Source organism: Holzapfeliella sp. JNUCC 80, assembly GCF_053667655.1.
Genome location: NZ_JBSJXZ010000002.1, coordinates 68488 through 85537, shown reverse-complemented (window position 1 = coordinate 85537; position 17050 = coordinate 68488). Strand labels below are relative to the sequence as shown.

Annotated in this window: 16 protein-coding genes; 9 read left to right on the top strand and 7 right to left on the bottom strand. The window is 34.5% G+C overall.

Annotation, left to right across the window (positions count from 1 at the left end; genetic code table 11):
• Positions 1-205 precede the first annotated feature (205 nt).
• Together JNUCC80_RS06270 and JNUCC80_RS06265 are read left to right on the top strand one after the other, a co-directional pair.
• Positions 206-1288, top strand: coding sequence for a PTS transporter subunit IIC (locus tag JNUCC80_RS06270; RefSeq protein WP_454153432.1), 1083 nt, complete (start codon positions 206-208; stop codon positions 1286-1288).
• A gap of 83 nt (positions 1289-1371) precedes the next feature.
• A complete protein-coding gene (locus JNUCC80_RS06265; RefSeq protein ID WP_454144795.1) occupies positions 1372-1569 on the top strand; it encodes a hypothetical protein in 198 nt (65 codons plus the stop codon).
• A 38-nt stretch (positions 1570-1607) separates the two neighbouring features.
• Here the strand turns inward: JNUCC80_RS06265 and JNUCC80_RS06260 are convergent, their stop codons facing one another.
• Positions 1608-3686 carry a cation:proton antiporter gene (locus tag JNUCC80_RS06260; protein ID WP_454153430.1) on the bottom strand — a complete coding sequence of 693 codons (2079 nt, stop codon included), beginning with the start codon at positions 3684-3686 and terminating at the stop codon, positions 1608-1610.
• A 172-nt stretch (positions 3687-3858) separates the two neighbouring features.
• On the opposite strand from JNUCC80_RS06260, the gene asnA reads away from it, so the two are divergent.
• The gene (asnA, locus tag JNUCC80_RS06255) at positions 3859-4866 is read left to right on the top strand and encodes an aspartate--ammonia ligase (protein WP_454153428.1); all 1008 of its coding nucleotides are present in this window, start codon (positions 3859-3861) and stop codon (positions 4864-4866) included.
• Between the two features lie 34 nt (positions 4867-4900).
• Here the strand turns inward: asnA and JNUCC80_RS06250 are convergent, their stop codons facing one another.
• From JNUCC80_RS06250 to JNUCC80_RS06240, 3 genes are all read right to left on the bottom strand, one after another.
• A complete protein-coding gene (locus tag JNUCC80_RS06250; RefSeq protein WP_454153426.1) occupies positions 4901-5149 on the bottom strand; it encodes a hypothetical protein in 249 nt (82 codons plus the stop codon).
• Between the two features lie 138 nt (positions 5150-5287).
• Entirely contained in the window at positions 5288-5866 is a 579-nt protein-coding gene (locus JNUCC80_RS06245) for a hypothetical protein (RefSeq protein ID WP_454153424.1), read from the bottom strand.
• A gap of 583 nt (positions 5867-6449) precedes the next feature.
• Positions 6450-7085, bottom strand: coding sequence for a helix-turn-helix transcriptional regulator (locus tag JNUCC80_RS06240; RefSeq protein WP_454153422.1), 636 nt, complete (start codon positions 7083-7085; stop codon positions 6450-6452).
• A 184-nt stretch (positions 7086-7269) separates the two neighbouring features.
• On the opposite strand from JNUCC80_RS06240, the gene JNUCC80_RS06235 reads away from it, so the two are divergent.
• The 6 genes from JNUCC80_RS06235 to galE all read left to right on the top strand — a co-directional run bounded on the left by JNUCC80_RS06235 (position 7270) and on the right by galE (position 11813).
• Positions 7270-7554, top strand: a complete 285-nt coding sequence (locus tag JNUCC80_RS06235; protein WP_454153420.1) for a hypothetical protein — start codon at positions 7270-7272, stop codon at positions 7552-7554.
• A 142-nt stretch (positions 7555-7696) separates the two neighbouring features.
• A complete protein-coding gene (locus JNUCC80_RS06230) occupies positions 7697-7969 on the top strand; it encodes a hypothetical protein (RefSeq protein ID WP_454153418.1) in 273 nt (90 codons plus the stop codon).
• Between the two features lie 96 nt (positions 7970-8065).
• Positions 8066-9034, top strand: a complete 969-nt coding sequence (locus JNUCC80_RS06225) for an ABC transporter ATP-binding protein (protein ID WP_454153416.1) — start codon at positions 8066-8068, stop codon at positions 9032-9034.
• A 4-nt stretch (positions 9035-9038) separates the two neighbouring features.
• On the top strand, positions 9039-9809 hold the full coding sequence (locus tag JNUCC80_RS06220; RefSeq protein ID WP_454153414.1) for an ABC-2 family transporter protein: 771 nt from the start codon (positions 9039-9041) through the stop codon (positions 9807-9809).
• Complete coding sequence (locus JNUCC80_RS06215; protein ID WP_454153412.1) at positions 9806-10591, top strand: ABC-2 family transporter protein; 786 nt, start codon at positions 9806-9808, stop codon at positions 10589-10591. The genes JNUCC80_RS06220 and JNUCC80_RS06215 overlap by 4 nt, the downstream gene beginning before the upstream one ends.
• 241 nt (positions 10592-10832) lie before the next feature.
• Complete coding sequence (gene galE, locus JNUCC80_RS06210; protein ID WP_454153410.1) at positions 10833-11813, top strand: UDP-glucose 4-epimerase GalE; 981 nt, start codon at positions 10833-10835, stop codon at positions 11811-11813.
• 25 nt (positions 11814-11838) lie between these two features.
• On the opposite strand, the gene JNUCC80_RS06205 is transcribed toward galE, so the two are convergent.
• Genes JNUCC80_RS06205 through JNUCC80_RS06195 form a run of 3 tightly spaced genes read right to left on the bottom strand, consistent with a single transcriptional unit; the run spans position 11839 to position 17041 of the window.
• Positions 11839-12774: a dihydroorotate oxidase gene (locus tag JNUCC80_RS06205; RefSeq protein WP_454153408.1), complete on the bottom strand. Its 936-nt coding sequence runs from the start codon at positions 12772-12774 to the stop codon at positions 11839-11841.
• 12 nt (positions 12775-12786) lie between these two features.
• Positions 12787-15969: a carbamoyl-phosphate synthase large subunit gene (gene carB, locus JNUCC80_RS06200; RefSeq protein ID WP_454153406.1), complete on the bottom strand. Its 3183-nt coding sequence runs from the start codon at positions 15967-15969 to the stop codon at positions 12787-12789.
• Positions 15962-17041: a carbamoyl phosphate synthase small subunit gene (locus JNUCC80_RS06195; protein WP_454153404.1), complete on the bottom strand. Its 1080-nt coding sequence runs from the start codon at positions 17039-17041 to the stop codon at positions 15962-15964. Before JNUCC80_RS06195 ends, carB begins: the two co-directional genes overlap by 8 nt.
• Between the last annotated feature and the right edge of the window lie 9 nt (positions 17042-17050).

Here is a 17050-nt window from a genome sequence, read left to right as displayed (position 1 = left end):
TTTGAAAATGAGATTTTAACTCATTTTACGAGATTAATGTTTTATGTTTAAAACATTGATTTATCAACCTTTTTATCATATTAAAATAAATAATAAACACTTTTATTAAAAAAAAATAAAAATAAATGTTGCCTTTTATTAGAAAACATGTTGTAATTCTAATAATACAAAAAACAAACACAACACGAAAGGAGTTCTTTACATTATGAAAGAGAACACAGCTAATCAGGCCAAGAAGCCGATGGATTATGTTTATCAAGTTTCCGCAGGGGTATCTAATGCTATTTTAGTCTGCTTGGGAATTGGACTATTATTACAATCAGTCGGGAAAATGGCTAACATTCAGGCCCTATATCAAATTGGGACAATTTCTCAAGTCCTCTTAGGCCCTGCAATTGGTGTCGCAATTGCGGCATGTTTAAAGAGTAATACGTTGGTTATTTTCAGTGCGATGATTTCATCGACAATTGGTGCTAATAGCGTGTTCTTTTCAGAAAGTGGCATGGGAGCCATAACTGCAACAGGACATCATATGACTTTGGCAGGAAATAGTACAATGTTTACCTCAGGTCAGCCTATTTCAGCTGTTGCAGCAGGTTTAATTGCCGCTTTATTAGGGAACTACTTAACAGGAAAAACACCTTTAGATATGATGTTAGTACCACTTTCATCAACGGTAGTTGGAACAGTTTCTGGTCTGATCTTAGCAGCTGTAACAACACCAGCGTTGGTTTGGATGAGTCAATTCATCTATGATTCAGTTACAATCAATCCTATTGTAGGATCAATCGCAGTTGCGGTTGTTTGGGCAATCTTCATGATGACCCCTGCATCTTCTGCAGCACTAGCTATCGCAATTATGTTAGATCCTGTCTCATCAGGAGCAGCCTTAATCGGAACTACAGCTCAATTTGTAGGCTACACAGTGATGTCATTCAACCAAAATAACTTAGGAGCTAACATTGCTCAAGGGCTAATTACACCTAAAGTCCAATTTGCAAACTTACTAGCTAATCCAAGACTTGCAATTCCGCCAATGGTAGCAGCAATCATATGTGCACCGATTGCAACTGTTGCCTTTGGTTTCACAACAACACCACAACTAGCAGGACTAGGACTAACTTCATTTATCGCACCAATTAACCTAGCTTCATCAAATATCAGTGATTTAATGGTTTACATTGGAGTAGGAATGGTATTACCAGCTATCATTTCATATGGCGTTTATCGTCTTCAATTGGCTATTAAATGGGTAGAACACGGACAGTTAAAACTAAAAATCGTTTAATCTTAAACAACTTACTTTGTAAGTTGTTTTTTATTATGCTAACTCATGATATGCTATAACTATTGTTCAGAAGGGAAATAAACATGACAATTTTTAGCATTATTCTTGATATTTTATTCATTATTATTATCGTATTAGTTGATGTGACACTCTTTTTTAAAGAGCTTGAAAAACCTCGCAAAAAAAGAAGTCAACTTATCTTGCTACTAGCTGTTATTTCATTTGTGATAATAGTGGGGTATGCAGGAAGTTTAATTGTAAAATTAATAGCTGGATCATAAAAAGCACTTCGCAATTTTGCGAAGTGCTTTTTTTATGATTAATCTAATGCAAGTAGTGTACTTTGAGCAGAAATAATTTCGTCATAGAGCTGGTTGAATAAAGCCTGACTATATTTATTATTACGGTAATTGTCTATGATGACCGTTAATTCATACTGTAATAATGCCATAAGATGCTGGTTTTCAGACAATTTGGAATCTAATTGGCCATCAACTTGTGTACTTTGTAAAACCAGTAACTGTCTTAAAGCCATGACTTTTTGCTTGTCCTCAGTTTGATAATCATAATCTTTTAAGAATTTAACTGTAACAGGTTTTAAAACATCTTTTAATTCTGTGAAAGCTGATTTTAAAGAGTCAGAGACAATCACTTTTTTGAAATAAGATAAATATTCATAATCTGTTTTAAGTTTTCTTCTGCGTTTTAGTAATAAATTATTATATATAGGTAATTTAGCAAACTTGAGGTGTTTATCAATCCGACTGATTTTATCTTTGATTTTGTTTAATTTTGCTTCGGTAATCTCGGGCGAGTTTTCCATTTGAAGAGATTTGAACTCACGTTTTCTTCTTCTAAAAGAGAACAAAACATTTAAAGAGGTTTGGCTATTTTGCTGAGCTGATTTTAGTCTGTTGAATAAGTCGATAGCTTCAGGTGAGAGTTGACCTTTAACAGATGCTTGCTGAACAGCTAGATAATAGTCGTGACTTAAATCTGTTGTGATTTGCTTAAATTCTTTAGGAGAAAATAGTGTTCGTTTTGAAAATCCAGTTTGGGTTTGAATACGACGGCTTAGATTTAATTTAGTCTTGTTATCAAGTGGCAGTGTGTCAATGTGAGTAATCGTAGATTGGACAATTTCGCGATGGGCTTCTTGGATTTCGTCAATTGTAAGTTCTATTTTTCGATCAGGTAATAAGAATGGTAAAACTGATAAGGGAATAATGAAACTAAGTACAATGACAAAAGAAGCGACGACTAAAATATTATTTCTAAAGTCAAGCAAGCCAACGGTTGGAAGTGATAAAGCCATGGCTAGTGTTACACTCCCGTGAACGCCACTAATCCCAAAAATAATCGCATTCTTCCATTGAAAGCGCTTATCAAGCGTGTCGTCTCCCGTATAGAAATAAAACAAGGTCCGTATAACGAAAAAGATTAATAATGCGCATAAGCTAACACCAATTAATTCATAGTAGTGAAGGTCTGTTAGAAACTCGATATTTTTAAAAATAATAACCAAACTAACGCCCAAAATACCAAAGACAACACCATTAAGAATTTGGCTGAGAACATCCCACAACTGTGTCATAAGGTTTGTCATTTGAGAAGACATTAACAGGGTTTGTTCTTGTTCTTCATGATGGAAGATTCCGGCAATAACGACTGCAATAAAAGCTGAAACACCGATTTCTTCAGCAAGGATATAAATTAAGATGGGTGTTAACAATTGAATTAATACTTGAGAGGTGGAATCATTAAAGTGGTTTTTGAGTAAGTAATTACGAAAGAATATAATGATAACTGAAGCAATAACCCCAAAAGCAATTCCGCCTAATGCTGCATAAGCAAATGTCAGTAGACCTTCGGCTGGATTGATATGTCCGGTCTTGACCCAAATCAGCGACAATTCTAATGCGACAACAACTGTTGCATCATTAAACATAGATTCCATTTCTAAATCATCACTTAATTTTTCGGGTGTTTCAAAGTTTGACTTGATTGAGCCAAGTGCTGTTGCGTCAGTAGGTGTTACGATTGCCGCAATGCAGAGCGCAATACTGAATGGCCACCCTAATGCATAATGAATGAACAGCATTAGAGCTGCCATACACATAAAGGCTAGCCAAAATGATAATTGAAAGATTTCCTTTGAATTTTCAATAATATATTTTCTTGTGGTCTGTTGGCCTTCATAAAATAGCAGGGGAGCAATAATAATCGGCAAGAACCATTGAGGATCAAGTGAGGTAACATAGTTTTGCATACTTGGAATCATAGCTAAAACAATTCCAAGTAATGTTTGCCAAATAGCTTGGGGGATTTTTGGGAAAAGATTAGCTAAAAAGTTAGCTAATATAATCACGAAAAATAATCCCATTAAAAAAATTAACATAGATAGATGTCTCCTTATCAGTATTGATATACCTAATCATACACTTTTTTAGTTTATTTTAAAAAAAGGAAAATTCATTAAAATTAATAATAAATTAATTTTTTAATTTACTTTTATTAATTGTAGTGGTAAAGTCTAATAACAAACTAATATATAAAAGGAGATTTTACACATGGACTTATTTATTCCAGAATCTTATGATTCAAAATTATCTGTCAAACAGACCCAACTAGCAATTCAAGAACTTCGCGAGCTATTTCAAAATAATTTGGGCAATGCGCTTAATTTGAACAGAGTTTCAGCCCCAATGTTTGTTTTGAAGAATACGGGATTGAATGATAATTTGAATGGTGTAGAATCTCCAGTTTCATTTCAAATCAAAGATATTCTAGGAGAAGACATTGAAATTGTTCATTCTTTGGCTAAGTGGAAAAGAAACGCACTAGGCCGCTTTGGTTTTGAGAATGGCACAGGTTTATATACTAATATGAACGCTATACGTAAAGATGAAGAATTAGACAATGTTCACTCTATTTATGTCGATCAATGGGATTGGGAGCGTGTCATCCAAAAAGACGAACGTAACCCCCAAACGCTTAAACAAACCGTTAAAAAAATCTTTGAAGCAATTAAACAAACACAACAACAACTAAAAGCAACTTATGGTGATGCAGTTTATGACTTACCAGAAGAAATCACATTCATCTCAACCCAAGAACTAGAAAATAAATATCCTGATTTAACACCGAAAGAAAGAGAAAATGCGATTACCAAAGAACTTGGGGCAGTCTTCTTAATGCAAATTGGTGGTAAATTAGATAGTGGTGAGCCTCATGATGGTCGAGCACCTGATTATGATGACTGGCAATTAAATGGTGATATCTTATTTTGGTTTGAACCTCTTCAAAGTGTACTAGAAATTTCTAGTATGGGGATTCGTGTTGATGAGGACTCTTTGAAATCGCAACTTGAAATAACAGGTTTAACAGATCGTGCTGATTTACCTTATCATCATAAGATATTAAACAAAGAGCTACCTTATACTATCGGTGGTGGAATCGGCCAGTCTCGTTTATGTATGTTACTTTTACAAAAAGCACATATTGGTGAAGTTCAAACAAGTGTTTGGCCACAAGAGATGATTGACAAATGTGAAGCTCACGGTATTCATATTCTATAATCAAAAAAACATCAGTCTTATTGACTGATGTTTTTTATTTTGACTTTAAACGTCCGTATAGTGTAATGGCTTGAGCCGTCGTTAAATGATACGTATCACGAATCGTTTCGACAGCTTTTGGGGTATCTTCTGTTTCAGCAATGATTTTACTTATTGCTTTTGCTTGTTCATCATTAACTACAAAAGAATCAATAAGCTTTTTTTCATCTTTGTTTTTGAGATAATAAGTAACAACGATTGCGATACCCAGTAAAAAAGTGATAATTGGTAAAATAACTTCCATTATAAACCTCCAAAGTTTTAATCTATAGTCAATTATACTGTAGATTAAAGTCGAAGTATCATTCAGATGGTAGGTTAAGTAAATCTTTTAAAAAAATTAATATCCAAATAAAAAGTATGGGAATCATTCCCATACTTTTTAAACTGTAACTAAACCAACGAAATCAAGCTTATCTTGATCGATTTCCATATAAGGCACTTTAATAGTTGTGCCAACCTTTTTGGCATTTATGATATATTGACCTAGGTTAATATTTTTTGATAATTTTGAAGCTTCAAGTAAAGCTTTTTGAATGTTGTGAATACCTATTTGTACATCGAAACTACCTGTTGCTTGTGGGTACACTTCATTTAGAAGTGCTACTTTTTGATAAGGGGTATCCATTCCAAGCTCTGATTGTTGGATTTGTTCTCTTTTTTCAAGAATTTCGATTACAGCAGGATTATCGTTATTTTGAGTTTGATTAATAAACTTATGTTCATGATCCAAATCAAAATCCATATTATAGATGCTTAAATCACTATTGTCTTTTTGGATATTATCGATTAGTTGTCTACCTGTTTTCATTTTGGGATTATGATTTTTGGTGCTTACAAATTCACCAACCCATAAATCATCGTGATAATAAAAAGCAATTTGATAACTGTTCCACACTTTACTAAAAAATTGTTTACCTAAAAAATCGAAAGTTTGTAATGTACCGATTGATAATTTCATTTGTTGTATTTCTCCTTAACTTGCTAGGATTAATGTATGAATGATAAAAAAGCATCAGAACCTGTCCGTGCTTTTTAAATGTTTTTATTTTAAGTGATCAAAAATTCCACGAATAAAATCCCACATACAAAATCCTCCTTAACACTATCATTGTCACCTAATTATAACTGTTATTGACAAAATAAAAAAGAGGCTATTATATAACAATAATAGTCTCTTCTTTATAAGGTAAGTTGATAGTATCTTCATTATAAATATGTTTTATCTGTTTACGAAATTTATAAGTGGAATTCTTTTAAACGAGAAGTTCACGATAATAAAAACACTATAAACAAACCTTATAACAAGTTCCTTACTGTAGCTATTTCAACGATTACATTATAGTAAGCATAACTGGCCTTCATTATAAAAACTTAAAAAAGACTACCCCCCGAATAATGCTATCTTGCTAATAAATGTAAGGGAACAATAGCGTTATAATGAACAATTTAACTATAAAACAAACACCTTTAAAAGTGTAGCTGAAAAGTAGAACTTCAAAATGCTAAGGAGCTTAGACACAAAAAACGCAAACCTAATTTCATCAAGGTTTGCGTTTTTTGTGAAAAAAGAGGTGTCTTATTTCAAATAAGACGTACATACTAACACTTAACAGAATAACCATAATTGCCTTGCCGACAATAGCACCATTTAAGTAGTAGATATTAGGCTGATTAGTGATAAACTCTTGAACAAGTCCTGTAAATCCTAAAATTGAATTAGTCAGTAAGCAAATAATCAAAAAAAGCAAACTGTTTCGCTTATAAGTTCTCAAGGTGTTAACAGGAAAATTACGCGAGCTGTGGTGGTAAGTGACTAGTGTGATGAAGAGTAAAATTAAGGTAGTTAATGGGAAATTGATAACCTCTAGTAACGATAAATAGCCAATAAAGATAAACATTAATTGAACCAAGCATAAGTGTTTAAGCGAGCTTTTTTCATGGCTTTTTGGAAATAAGTGTGAAATATATTTTTTTGTAGTTAAATCTTGTTCTAACAACTGATTAATTGGAATTTCAAATTGATGACTTAGCTTTTTTAAAGTCTCAATATCCGGAAAACTTCGTTCAGTTTCCCAACTTGAAATAGTTTTTCGTGAAACATTTAGTAATTGTGCTAAATCTTCTTGAGTCAGTTTGTTATCAGTTCTAATTTTTTTGATGTTATGAGAAAACTTCATGAGTCATCCTTTAATCCTATTTAATTACAATGGCGCGTACATAAATTAGTATATAAAAAATGCTGATAGTTTAAAAGTAAAATCATAACAAGTTTAAAGAAAAAGTAATATTTTAAAAATAGCTCGACTTTTATTAAAAAAAAATGATATTATAATATTAATAATTGGTTCACGGAGGATTAATATGAAAAATATTGTTGAAATTAAACAGCGTGACAGCATTCAGATGTCTCAAACCGATACTAGAAACTGGAAAATAACAGATGAAGGTCAAAGCTATAACCTACTGAAGCAAAGAGGTATGCGACTAGAAGATTGGTTTTATGATAATCAAAGTATCATTCCTCGAACGATTTATTTCAATAATAATGAGTTATTCATGTATTCAACATTTTTAGAATTAGGAGAAAATATTGCTATCTTAGAAACTTTTACTAAAGAAAACTTTGGTGATTTAGTAACGGTTTAAGTAATACTATATCAAATACTTGGAATATGACTGTCATTTTGGAACGTTATTTTTTGTTAAATCTTAATATAAGGGTTACGATAACCGTTGTAAAGACAAGCACCAGCATTTTTGGTGTATTTTAGACAAAGGTGATGAGTTTATGACAGAAACACATCGTAAGAATAACGATTCTGAACGAGATTGTATCCAAGAGATGGCTTATTTACGCTTAAAGTATGAACAGCAATTAGTACATAGCCATAAAAGCGACTATGACCTGGGCTATGATCAAGCTTTAGAAGAAGTAACTAATCAAGAAGCAATTCATCATTATCCTGAAAAAATCCCTAGTTTAGGCCAATTTTCACAATTATTAACAAATGGCTCATTTAACAATTATCAACGTGGGTATCACGATGGATTAGCAATGTGATAACGAGACTCTTTCAAGAGTCTCGTTTCTTTTTTGTTGAATAAATTAAAAATTAATGATAAAGTTAATGAAAAGTTTATCTAACAGGGGAGAAGTATGTCATATATTACAATGAATCGGGTTAATTATGGGTATCAAACCTATCAAAAAAAGTCGGGGATAAGATCAGCCATAGTTGATGTTTTCAAAAGACGATACCAACAAAAAGATGTTCTAAAAGACGTTTCCTTTACTCTTGAAAAAGGCGAAAAAGTTGGATTACTCGGTCCTAATGGCTCAGGAAAATCAACCATTATCAAATTGCTCACAGGGATTTTGCAGCCTGAAGAAGGGGAGGTCAAAGTTGCTGGGACAAGACCTGATACTAATAATGCGACTTTTTTATCAAAAATCGGGGTAGTAATGGGACAAAAAAGTCAATTAAATTGGAATTTACCAGCTGCGGATACATTTGAAATGTTGAAATCTATCTATAAAATTGATGCAATAGATTATCAGCAAAGACTGAATCGTTATTTAAAAATGTTCCGTCTAGAAGAAGTTGTTTATGTTCCAGTTCGCAAATTATCTCTTGGTGAAAGAACAAAATTAGAAGTTATTGCGGCGTTATTACACGGTCCAGAGCTACTTATACTAGATGAACCAACTATTGGGATGGATATCGTGAGCCAACGTGCTTTGCACGATTTTATAAATAAAGTTAATCAAACGGAAGGCGTTACCGTACTGTTAATTAGTCATCAAATGACAGATATTGAAGCAGTGACTGAGCGTATGATGGTTTTATTGAATGGGAACATTGCTTTTGATGGTTTAGTTAAAACCTTTGTCGAAAAAGCACAATTAAAACGTCCCTCAATCGTGATCGATCACCATCATCATCAAAGGCCCGTTATGAGTAGTCATCATGCCCAACTGACAAATACAACGCATCAAACAACTATTTCAGATTATGATGAAAAAGCGAGTATCACACTCAAATTAAGCGATATTCAAAATATTCATATTCAACACCCTTCTTTAGAAGAAACTTTGTATCAACTTTTTAATCAAAGAAAGGATTAATATTTTGAAATATTTAGCTAGTGCGAAAACAAGTTTATTGAGTTTACTAACTTACAAAACTAACTTTTTTATTTCATTGCTATCTCGAGCAATTCAACTCGGGTTATCATTTTTGATGTGGATTGCCATTTACAAAAGTTCTCAAGAGACAGTAATTAATGGGTATACACAGTCTCAAATGTTGCAATATTTACTACTAACAGCGCTATTGTCTTTCGTGTTTACATTTAGCCCCCTTTTTGATTTAGCTAGTAATATTAAATCTGGGCAATTGAATACGTTATTATTAAGACCCGTTAATATCAAAACAAATAGTTTTGCGATATTTTTGGGCAGTAGTAGTCCATTTATTTTGCTTGTCGTTCTCATGTTGGCCGTAACACAGTTAAATATACTAATTACACTCAGTTTAGTGCTTTATCTTATTTTAAGTTTAATTGTTTGGCATGAATTAATGTTTATTATGGGTACGTTAGCTTTTTGGCTAATCCAAATTTGGCCACTAAGACCTATCATTAGTGCGCTCTATATGTTTTTTGGCGGATTATTATTTCCTCTAGATGTTTTATCTAGTGCCATTTATCAAATTTTTCGTTTTTCACCGATTTCGTTAGTCTCTAGTGATTTCGTTGAACTATTTATCAAAGAAAGTCACAATAGTGAGCGCTTTGTAAGCTATATTATGACGCTAGTTATTTGGTGTGTGATTTTTAAGATTATCTCTAACTATTTATTTAAAAGAGGGTTAGCTAGATTCGAAGGAGTGGGCGTATGACACTAAAACTTTATGGCATTTTAGCTAAGCAAAGTTTTAAAGAATTCATCACTTATCGCACGACCTCCGTCTTAGTTACTTTGTTTGGGTTTATTTTTACAATCGTTGAACTTTTGGCGGGAACTATTTATTATTCATTTAGTTCTGATATAGGGGGATTGAGCCAGGATCAATATCTTGTAATGATTATGTCATTGTCTTGTATAACATCGACTTATCAGTTTTTGTTTATTGGTGCGCATGAGAATTTAGCAGATAATATTGTATCAGGCAATTTAGACCATGTTTTTTTGAAACCTGTAAATTCTTACTTTTATTATGCATTTGGTAAATTGGATTTCCCAAGTTTAATGAACTTGATAATTTACTTACCTGCAACGTGCTTCTTAATGGCTAAATTTCATCTTGGATTGACACAGTGGTTGTTGGTCGGCTTATTTTATATCATTGGTATTTTGTTTGTTTTTTCAATTAATCAAATTGTTGTAGAAGTTGCTTTTTTCAAAGAAAACTTAACTGCCTTGAATGGTGTGCCTGAATATTTAATTGATTCTGCTAATCGTCCGCAGGGCGTTTATCCGACAAAAATTAGATTGATCTTACTTTATTTAGTTCCAGTCTTGTCTCTTTCAAATGGGTTAATTTATTTGGTTACAACCGATACTGCCATTTCACTAGGAATTGAAATGTTTATAGCTTTAAGTACCATGACAATTTTATTCTTTCTTTTTTCATATGTATTATGGCAAAAGGGAATTAAACGATATATTTCGACTAATTAAAATAAGGTGCGTTTGCACCTTATTTTTTATTAATTTTTACTTCCGGGAATACTGATTTTCAGAAGTTACATATTTTTTACAAAATAATTCTTAAAAGTTACTATAAATTTTTAAATCAGACCAAATGAGTTACTATATAATAGGTAGAAACACGTTATTAAGTATTTATAAACAAAATTGTTATTTTAAATTTGGTATATTACAATAAAACAGATGTATTGATACAAAAGGAGATTAAATAATGGCAATTTTAGTTTTAGGTGGCGCCGGTTATATCGGCTCCCAAATGGTTAAAGAGTTAGTCGATAAAAATGAAGAGGTTGTTGTCGTAGATAATCTAAGTCGCGGGCATCGAGAAGCTGTTGATGAACAGGCTAAATTTTATCAAGGTGATATTCGCGATACTGACTTTTTAAGTCATGTTTTTGAGCAAGAAAAAATAGAAGCAGTTATTCATTTTTGTGCAGATAGCGTGGTACCAGAATCAGTTGTTAATCCGCTAAAATATTTTGATAACAATGTTAATGGTTTAATTAAGCTTTTAGAGGTAATGGTTAAATTTGATGTCAAAAAACTAATTTTTTCTTCAACAGCGGCTGTTTATGGTATGCCAGAAACAATGCCAATCAAAGAAACTGATCCAACCAATCCAATCAATCCATATGGGCAAAGTAAATTAATGATGGAACAAATTATGAAGTGGGCTGAACAAGCTTATGGCATTAGTTATGTAGCTTTACGTTACTTTAACGTGGCTGGTGCTAGTTTAGACGGTAAGTTAGGCGAAGATCACAATCCAGAAACGCATCTGATTCCTATTGTTTTGGAAGCTGCTGATGGTGTTCGTGATAAAGTGCAAATGTTTGGAAATGACTATAATACACGCGATGGTTATAACGTTAGAGATTACGTTCACGTTGTTGATTTAGTACATGCGCATTATCTGAGTCTAGGTTATCTTAATAATGGTGGTAAAAGTGACATTTTTAATTTAGGATCTAAAACAGGATTTACTGTTAAAGAAATTGTTGAAGCAGCACGTGAAATTACAGGACAAGAAATTATAGCAGAAGATGCACCTAGACGCGGTGGTGATCCTGATGAATTAGTGGCTGATAGTACTAAAGCGGAAACTATTTTAGGATGGCAACCAAGATATACAAACTTAGAGACGATTATTTCGACAGCATTTGAGTGGACTAAAAATAATCAAAAAAAATAAGAGATCAATTTGATCTCTTATTTTTTTACATTGACTTCAACTTTCCTTTAAAATCATCAACACTTTGATAGCCTTTGTCATCCATAATAGCTAGTAACTCTTGATTCAATTTTTTGAATAAGCCAATCCCTTGTCGTTGTAACTCAGTTCCGATGGAAACTAAGTCTGCGCCGCATAAAATGTGAGCAAAAACATCTTCACCGCTGGTTACCCCACCTGTTCCAATGATTTTAATATCATCATTTAATCGTTCACGAAATGCACGAACGTTCGCTAATGCTGTTGGTAAAATTATTGCACCACCAAGACCGCCAAATCCTTTTTTGGGTTTGATAACTGATGATTCAGTTTCTACATCAACATATAGACCATTTCCAATTGAGTTAACTGAGTTAATATGTGACAGTGGGAACTGATTTAAAATAGCTGCCATTTGGTCAAAATGCGCAAAGTCAAAGAATGGTGGGAGTTTGACACCTAGTGGTTTTTTGAAGAATTTAAAAACTTCGGTCAAAATATTCTTAGTAGCTACAAAATCATAAGCAACTTGTGGCTTACCCACAACATTGGGACAAGATAAATTAAACTCTGTAATCCCTTGAAAATCCGAATCTTGAACGCGTTGAAGTAACTCAATACCCTCTTCCATAGACAAGCTAGCAACGGATAAAATCACTGGCTTTTGCGAGTGATCTTGGCTAACATAGTCCAGATAATAATCTAACCCGTTGTTTGGTAGCCCCATTGAGTTAATGGAACCTTGTTCAAATTCGTAGTAAGAAGGTCTTGGATTACCTTCTCTTACTTCTTTTGTTGAACTTTTGGTCACAGCAGTTGCGACTTCGGGTGAGTTCAGCAGTTCATCTAATTCTTCTTTTGTTTGGCAATGTACACCTGAGGCATTAGCTAAAACACCATTAAAATGATTATCTGCAATAGTTGCGTGTAAACGGTTAGTCATATGTGTGCTCCTTTAGTAAACTTCTGTCACTTCTAGTTGGTCAATATTAGTATCTAGGATGGATAAGTAGGCGTTAACCGTATCAAGGGCTGTGAATAAACTTAAATTATCTTCGATAGCAGCACCTCTAATTAGGCGATTTTCTTTTGAATCTAAGTCAACGTTTTCACAAGTATTGATGACGATTCCCACGTCTTTTTGACGTAAATAAGCTAATGCATCTGTCGTTAATTCTTGTGTTTGTGCTAGTTCAGACACGATTTTTGCTTGAGTCAAAATATCATGGTTACTTTCAATGGCAAGTAGCTTGAATCCTTTTTGGATAAAGGCTTGGGCAGTTGTCACTAACGCTTTTTGGTTAGTTGGATCCATAGCCAGTAAGACTGTCGCATCTTTCAAAATCTTAGTCCCACCACCGACAAAAGCTTTGTATAATGCGTCTTGATAAGTCTTTCCTGTTCCCATAACTTCACCTGTCGACTTCATTTCAGGTCCTAATAACGTATTAATGTTGTGTATTTTATTGAAGCTGAACACCGGCGCTTTAACATGGAATAACTGACTTTCAGGCAATACACCATCTTCAAAGCCTAAATCAACTAATTTTTGGCCTAGCATCACTTGAGTGGCAAGTTGAGCTAATAACGTATTAGTGATTTTTGAAATAAAGGGCACAGTTCTTGACGCACGAGGATTGACTTCAATCACGTAAGCAACTTCATCTTTAATGACGAATTGGATATTCATCATACCTACGATTTTTAATTCTTTAGCTAACTTGATAGAGGCAGTTGTCATCTGGTCTTTGACTGATTGTGATAGTCGTTGTGTTGGATAAACCGCCATAGAATCTCCAGAATGAACACCCGCTCTTTCAATATGTTCCATAATTCCTGGTATGACCGCGGTTTCGCCATCAGATAAAACATCTACTTCCGCTTCAAATCCTTCAAGATACGAGTCAATTAAAACCGAGTGATCATGCGAAACAGCAACTGCTTTTGTCATGTAGTTAATGAGTTCTTTATCTGATTGTACAACTTCCATTCCACGGCCACCTAGCACATAAGAAGGGCGAACGAGTACTGGATAGGATAATTCATTGGCAATTTTGACCGCTTCTTCAATCGTTGTTGCGGTACTACCAGCAGGTTGTGCCAGTTGTGAGTTTTTGATAACTTGGTTGAACAAGTCACGATCTTCAGCTCGATTAATATCATCAACCGTTGTTCCTAAAATATTAACGCCATAATCCTGTAGCTTTTTGGCCAAATTAATACTGGTTTGTCCCCCAAACTGGACAACAACACCTAGTGGTTGTTCAAGGTCAATAATGTTTAAAATATCTTCTAAATCAAGTGGCTCAAAGTATAATTTGTCTGAAATTGAGAAGTCTGTTGAAACGGTTTCGGGATTTGAATTAACAATAATCGCTTCGTATCCTAGTTTTTGAATAGCTTTAACGCTGTGAACAGTTGCGTAATCAAATTCCACACCCTGTCCAATTCTAATAGGGCCTGAACCTAGTACTAGCACTGATTTTTTATCAGAAGATTGTGATTCATTCTTGTGATCATAAGTTGAGTAATAATAAGGTGTTTTAGATTCAAACTCACCCGCCACTGTATCAACCATCTTGTAAACGGGTACGATACCAGCTTCTTTTCTAAGTTGACGTACTTCATCAGGTGTTGACTGAGTATAATAAGCAATTGTTTTATCCGTAAATCCATTTTGTTTAGCCATTGTTAAGACTTTCACGTCTGTTGGATTTGCTTTAAGGTCACTTGCGATTTCTAAAATATGAAGTAGCTTGTCTAAGAAGAAAACATTAATTTGTGTTAAGTCTGCTAGTTCATCAATATCAACGCCACGACTCAACAGTTCAAACAAGATAAACAAACGGTCATCCGTAGCTGGGTTGAGCTTGCGCATCAAGTCTGCCGTTGACACATCTTGATAGTCGATTTCTTCAATCCCGGTGATGTCAATTTCAAGAGAACGAATCGCTTTTTGGATGGATTCTTCAAAGTTACGTCCAATTGCCATGACTTCTCCGGTTGCTTTCATCTGAGTTCCTAAGGTATTGTCAGCTGTTGGGAACTTATCAAAGGGCCATCTTGGAATTTTGGTAACCACATAGTCCATAGCGGGTTCAAAGTTCGTAACCGTTGTTTTGGTAATAGGATTGGTAATTTCATTAAGCGAATAGCCAACCGCAATTTTGGCGGCGATTTTGGCGATTGGATAGCCGGTTGCTTTGGATGCTAGGGCTGAAGAACGCGATACTCGCGGATTAACTTCAATAATGTAGTATTGTAAGCTACTTGGATCAAGCGCCATTTGAACGTTACAGCCCCCTTCAATTTTGAGGGCTTTAATAATTTTAATCGCTGCATCACGCATCATTTGATATTCACGATCAGATAGTGTTTGAACAGGTGATGTGACAATTGAATCACCTGTGTGAACGCCGACAGGGTCAATGTTTTCCATTGAAGCTACAATTAGAGTATTATCTTCGTGATCACGCATCACTTCAAACTCAATTTCTTTAAATCCCGAGATCGATTTTTCAACTAAAACTTGATTAACCGGTGACAACTCAAGCCCATTCGTGACAATCTCTTCAAGTTCTTTATCACTATGGGCGAATCCACCACCTGTTCCACCCAGCGTATAAGCCGGTCTAATCACAAGTGGGTAGTCAATTTGACGAGCGATTGCTTTGGCTTCAGTTAAGGTATTGGCAATCGCAGATTCTGGCACGGGTTCATGTAAGCGGTCCATCAATTGTTTAAACTTATCCCGGTCTTCTGCTTCTTCAATAGTCTGTAAGTTAATCCCTAAAACTTCTACATTATACTGGCTTAATACTCCAGCATCACTCAGTTCTTTAGCCATGTTAAGTCCTGTTTGTCCACCTAAAGTGGCTAAAATTGCATCTGGACGCTCTTTTTCGATTACTTTTGTCACGAAATCAAGCGTGATTGGTTCAATGTAGACTTTATCTGCAATGTCGTGGTCAGTCATAATGGTAGCCGGGTTTGAGTTAATCAAAACAACCTCATACCCATCTTCTTTCAGTGATAAACAAGCTTGTGAACCAGAATAATCAAACTCTGCAGCCTGACCAATAATGATAGGACCTGATCCCACCACTAAAATCTTTTGAATATCTTGACGCTTAGGCATGTTGTAATCTCCTTTCGGCTTTTGTCATCATTTTGGCAAAACGATCAAACATGTACGCTGCATCGTGTGGGCCAGGACAAGCATCGGGGTGGTATTGAACAGAAAATGCAGGACGATTCATCAATTTCAATCCTTCAACCGTGTGGTCATTGACTTCTTTTTGTGTGACTTGTAAGTAAGTGTTTTGGACAGACTCTTCTGCAACAGCGTAACTGTGGTTTTGAGAAGTAAAGTTTGATTGACCTGTTTCAAAATCTGAAACGGCATGGTTGAAGCCACGATGACCATACTTCATTTTGTAAGTCGTAGCGCCATTAGCTAAGGCAAATAATTGGTGTCCTAAGCAAATACCCATGAGTGGATAATTTTCTTGTAGTTGTCTAATTAAAGGTAATGCTTGCTTGTAGTTTGTCGGGTCACCTGGTCCATTCGATAGTAAGATACCAGCTGGATTAACCGCTTTGACTTCTTCAAAAGTTGTGGTGTAAGGAAATAAGATAACGTGTAGGTGGCGTTCTTGTAGTGCTTTAATGATAGAATCTTTAATGCCAAAGTTGATAACCGCAACCGTATGTCCTGTATTTTGATCAAGTGCTTCACCTTTTTGACTGCTGTTTTTAAAGGTGTTGTTAAGCGGTGTTTTAAAAATCGCTTCAAGTTTAGCTTGATTAATTTCTGATACGATAACGGCTTTCATTGACCCATAGTCTCTAATTTTTTGTGTTAATTCACGTGTATCAATCCCCATTAATCCTGGTAATTCATGTTGATTAGCGTATTCTTGTAGCGTCATATCTGCTCTTTTATTACCAATCCGACGTGCTAATTCGTGTACGATAATCGCTGAAGCCGCAGGTTTATCCGCTTCTGAATCTTGTAAGTTAATGCCGTAATTACCAATCAATGGATAAGTGAAATTGACAATTTGACCTTGATAACTGTTATCCGTGATAGTTTCTTGGTAACCGGTCATTCCTGTGTTAAACACAAGCTCTGCATAAACATCTTGAGTAGAACCAAAGCTTTCACCTGTATAAACGCTGCCATCTTCTAAAACTAAATATTTCTTCATTACCTTTAC

Coding starts and splice junctions, on each gene's coding strand:
- JNUCC80_RS06270 (WP_454153432.1), top strand. CDS start 206: ATGAAAGAGAACACAGCTAATCAGGCCAAGAAGCCGATGGATTATGTT.
- JNUCC80_RS06265 (WP_454144795.1), top strand. CDS start 1,372: ATGACAATTTTTAGCATTATTCTTGATATTTTATTCATTATTATTATC.
- JNUCC80_RS06260 (WP_454153430.1), bottom strand. CDS start 3,686: ATGTTAATTTTTTTAATGGGATTATTTTTCGTGATTATATTAGCTAAC.
- asnA (WP_454153428.1), top strand. CDS start 3,859: ATGGACTTATTTATTCCAGAATCTTATGATTCAAAATTATCTGTCAAA.
- JNUCC80_RS06250 (WP_454153426.1), bottom strand. CDS start 5,149: ATGGAAGTTATTTTACCAATTATCACTTTTTTACTGGGTATCGCAATC.
- JNUCC80_RS06245 (WP_454153424.1), bottom strand. CDS start 5,866: ATGAAATTATCAATCGGTACATTACAAACTTTCGATTTTTTAGGTAAA.
- JNUCC80_RS06240 (WP_454153422.1), bottom strand. CDS start 7,085: ATGAAGTTTTCTCATAACATCAAAAAAATTAGAACTGATAACAAACTG.
- JNUCC80_RS06235 (WP_454153420.1), top strand. CDS start 7,270: ATGAAAAATATTGTTGAAATTAAACAGCGTGACAGCATTCAGATGTCT.
- JNUCC80_RS06230 (WP_454153418.1), top strand. CDS start 7,697: ATGACAGAAACACATCGTAAGAATAACGATTCTGAACGAGATTGTATC.
- JNUCC80_RS06225 (WP_454153416.1), top strand. CDS start 8,066: ATGTCATATATTACAATGAATCGGGTTAATTATGGGTATCAAACCTAT.
- JNUCC80_RS06215 (WP_454153412.1), top strand. CDS start 9,806: ATGACACTAAAACTTTATGGCATTTTAGCTAAGCAAAGTTTTAAAGAA.
- galE (WP_454153410.1), top strand. CDS start 10,833: ATGGCAATTTTAGTTTTAGGTGGCGCCGGTTATATCGGCTCCCAAATG.
- JNUCC80_RS06205 (WP_454153408.1), bottom strand. CDS start 12,774: ATGACTAACCGTTTACACGCAACTATTGCAGATAATCATTTTAATGGT.
- carB (WP_454153406.1), bottom strand. CDS start 15,969: ATGCCTAAGCGTCAAGATATTCAAAAGATTTTAGTGGTGGGATCAGGT.
- JNUCC80_RS06195 (WP_454153404.1), bottom strand. CDS start 17,041: ATGAAGAAATATTTAGTTTTAGAAGATGGCAGCGTTTATACAGGTGAA.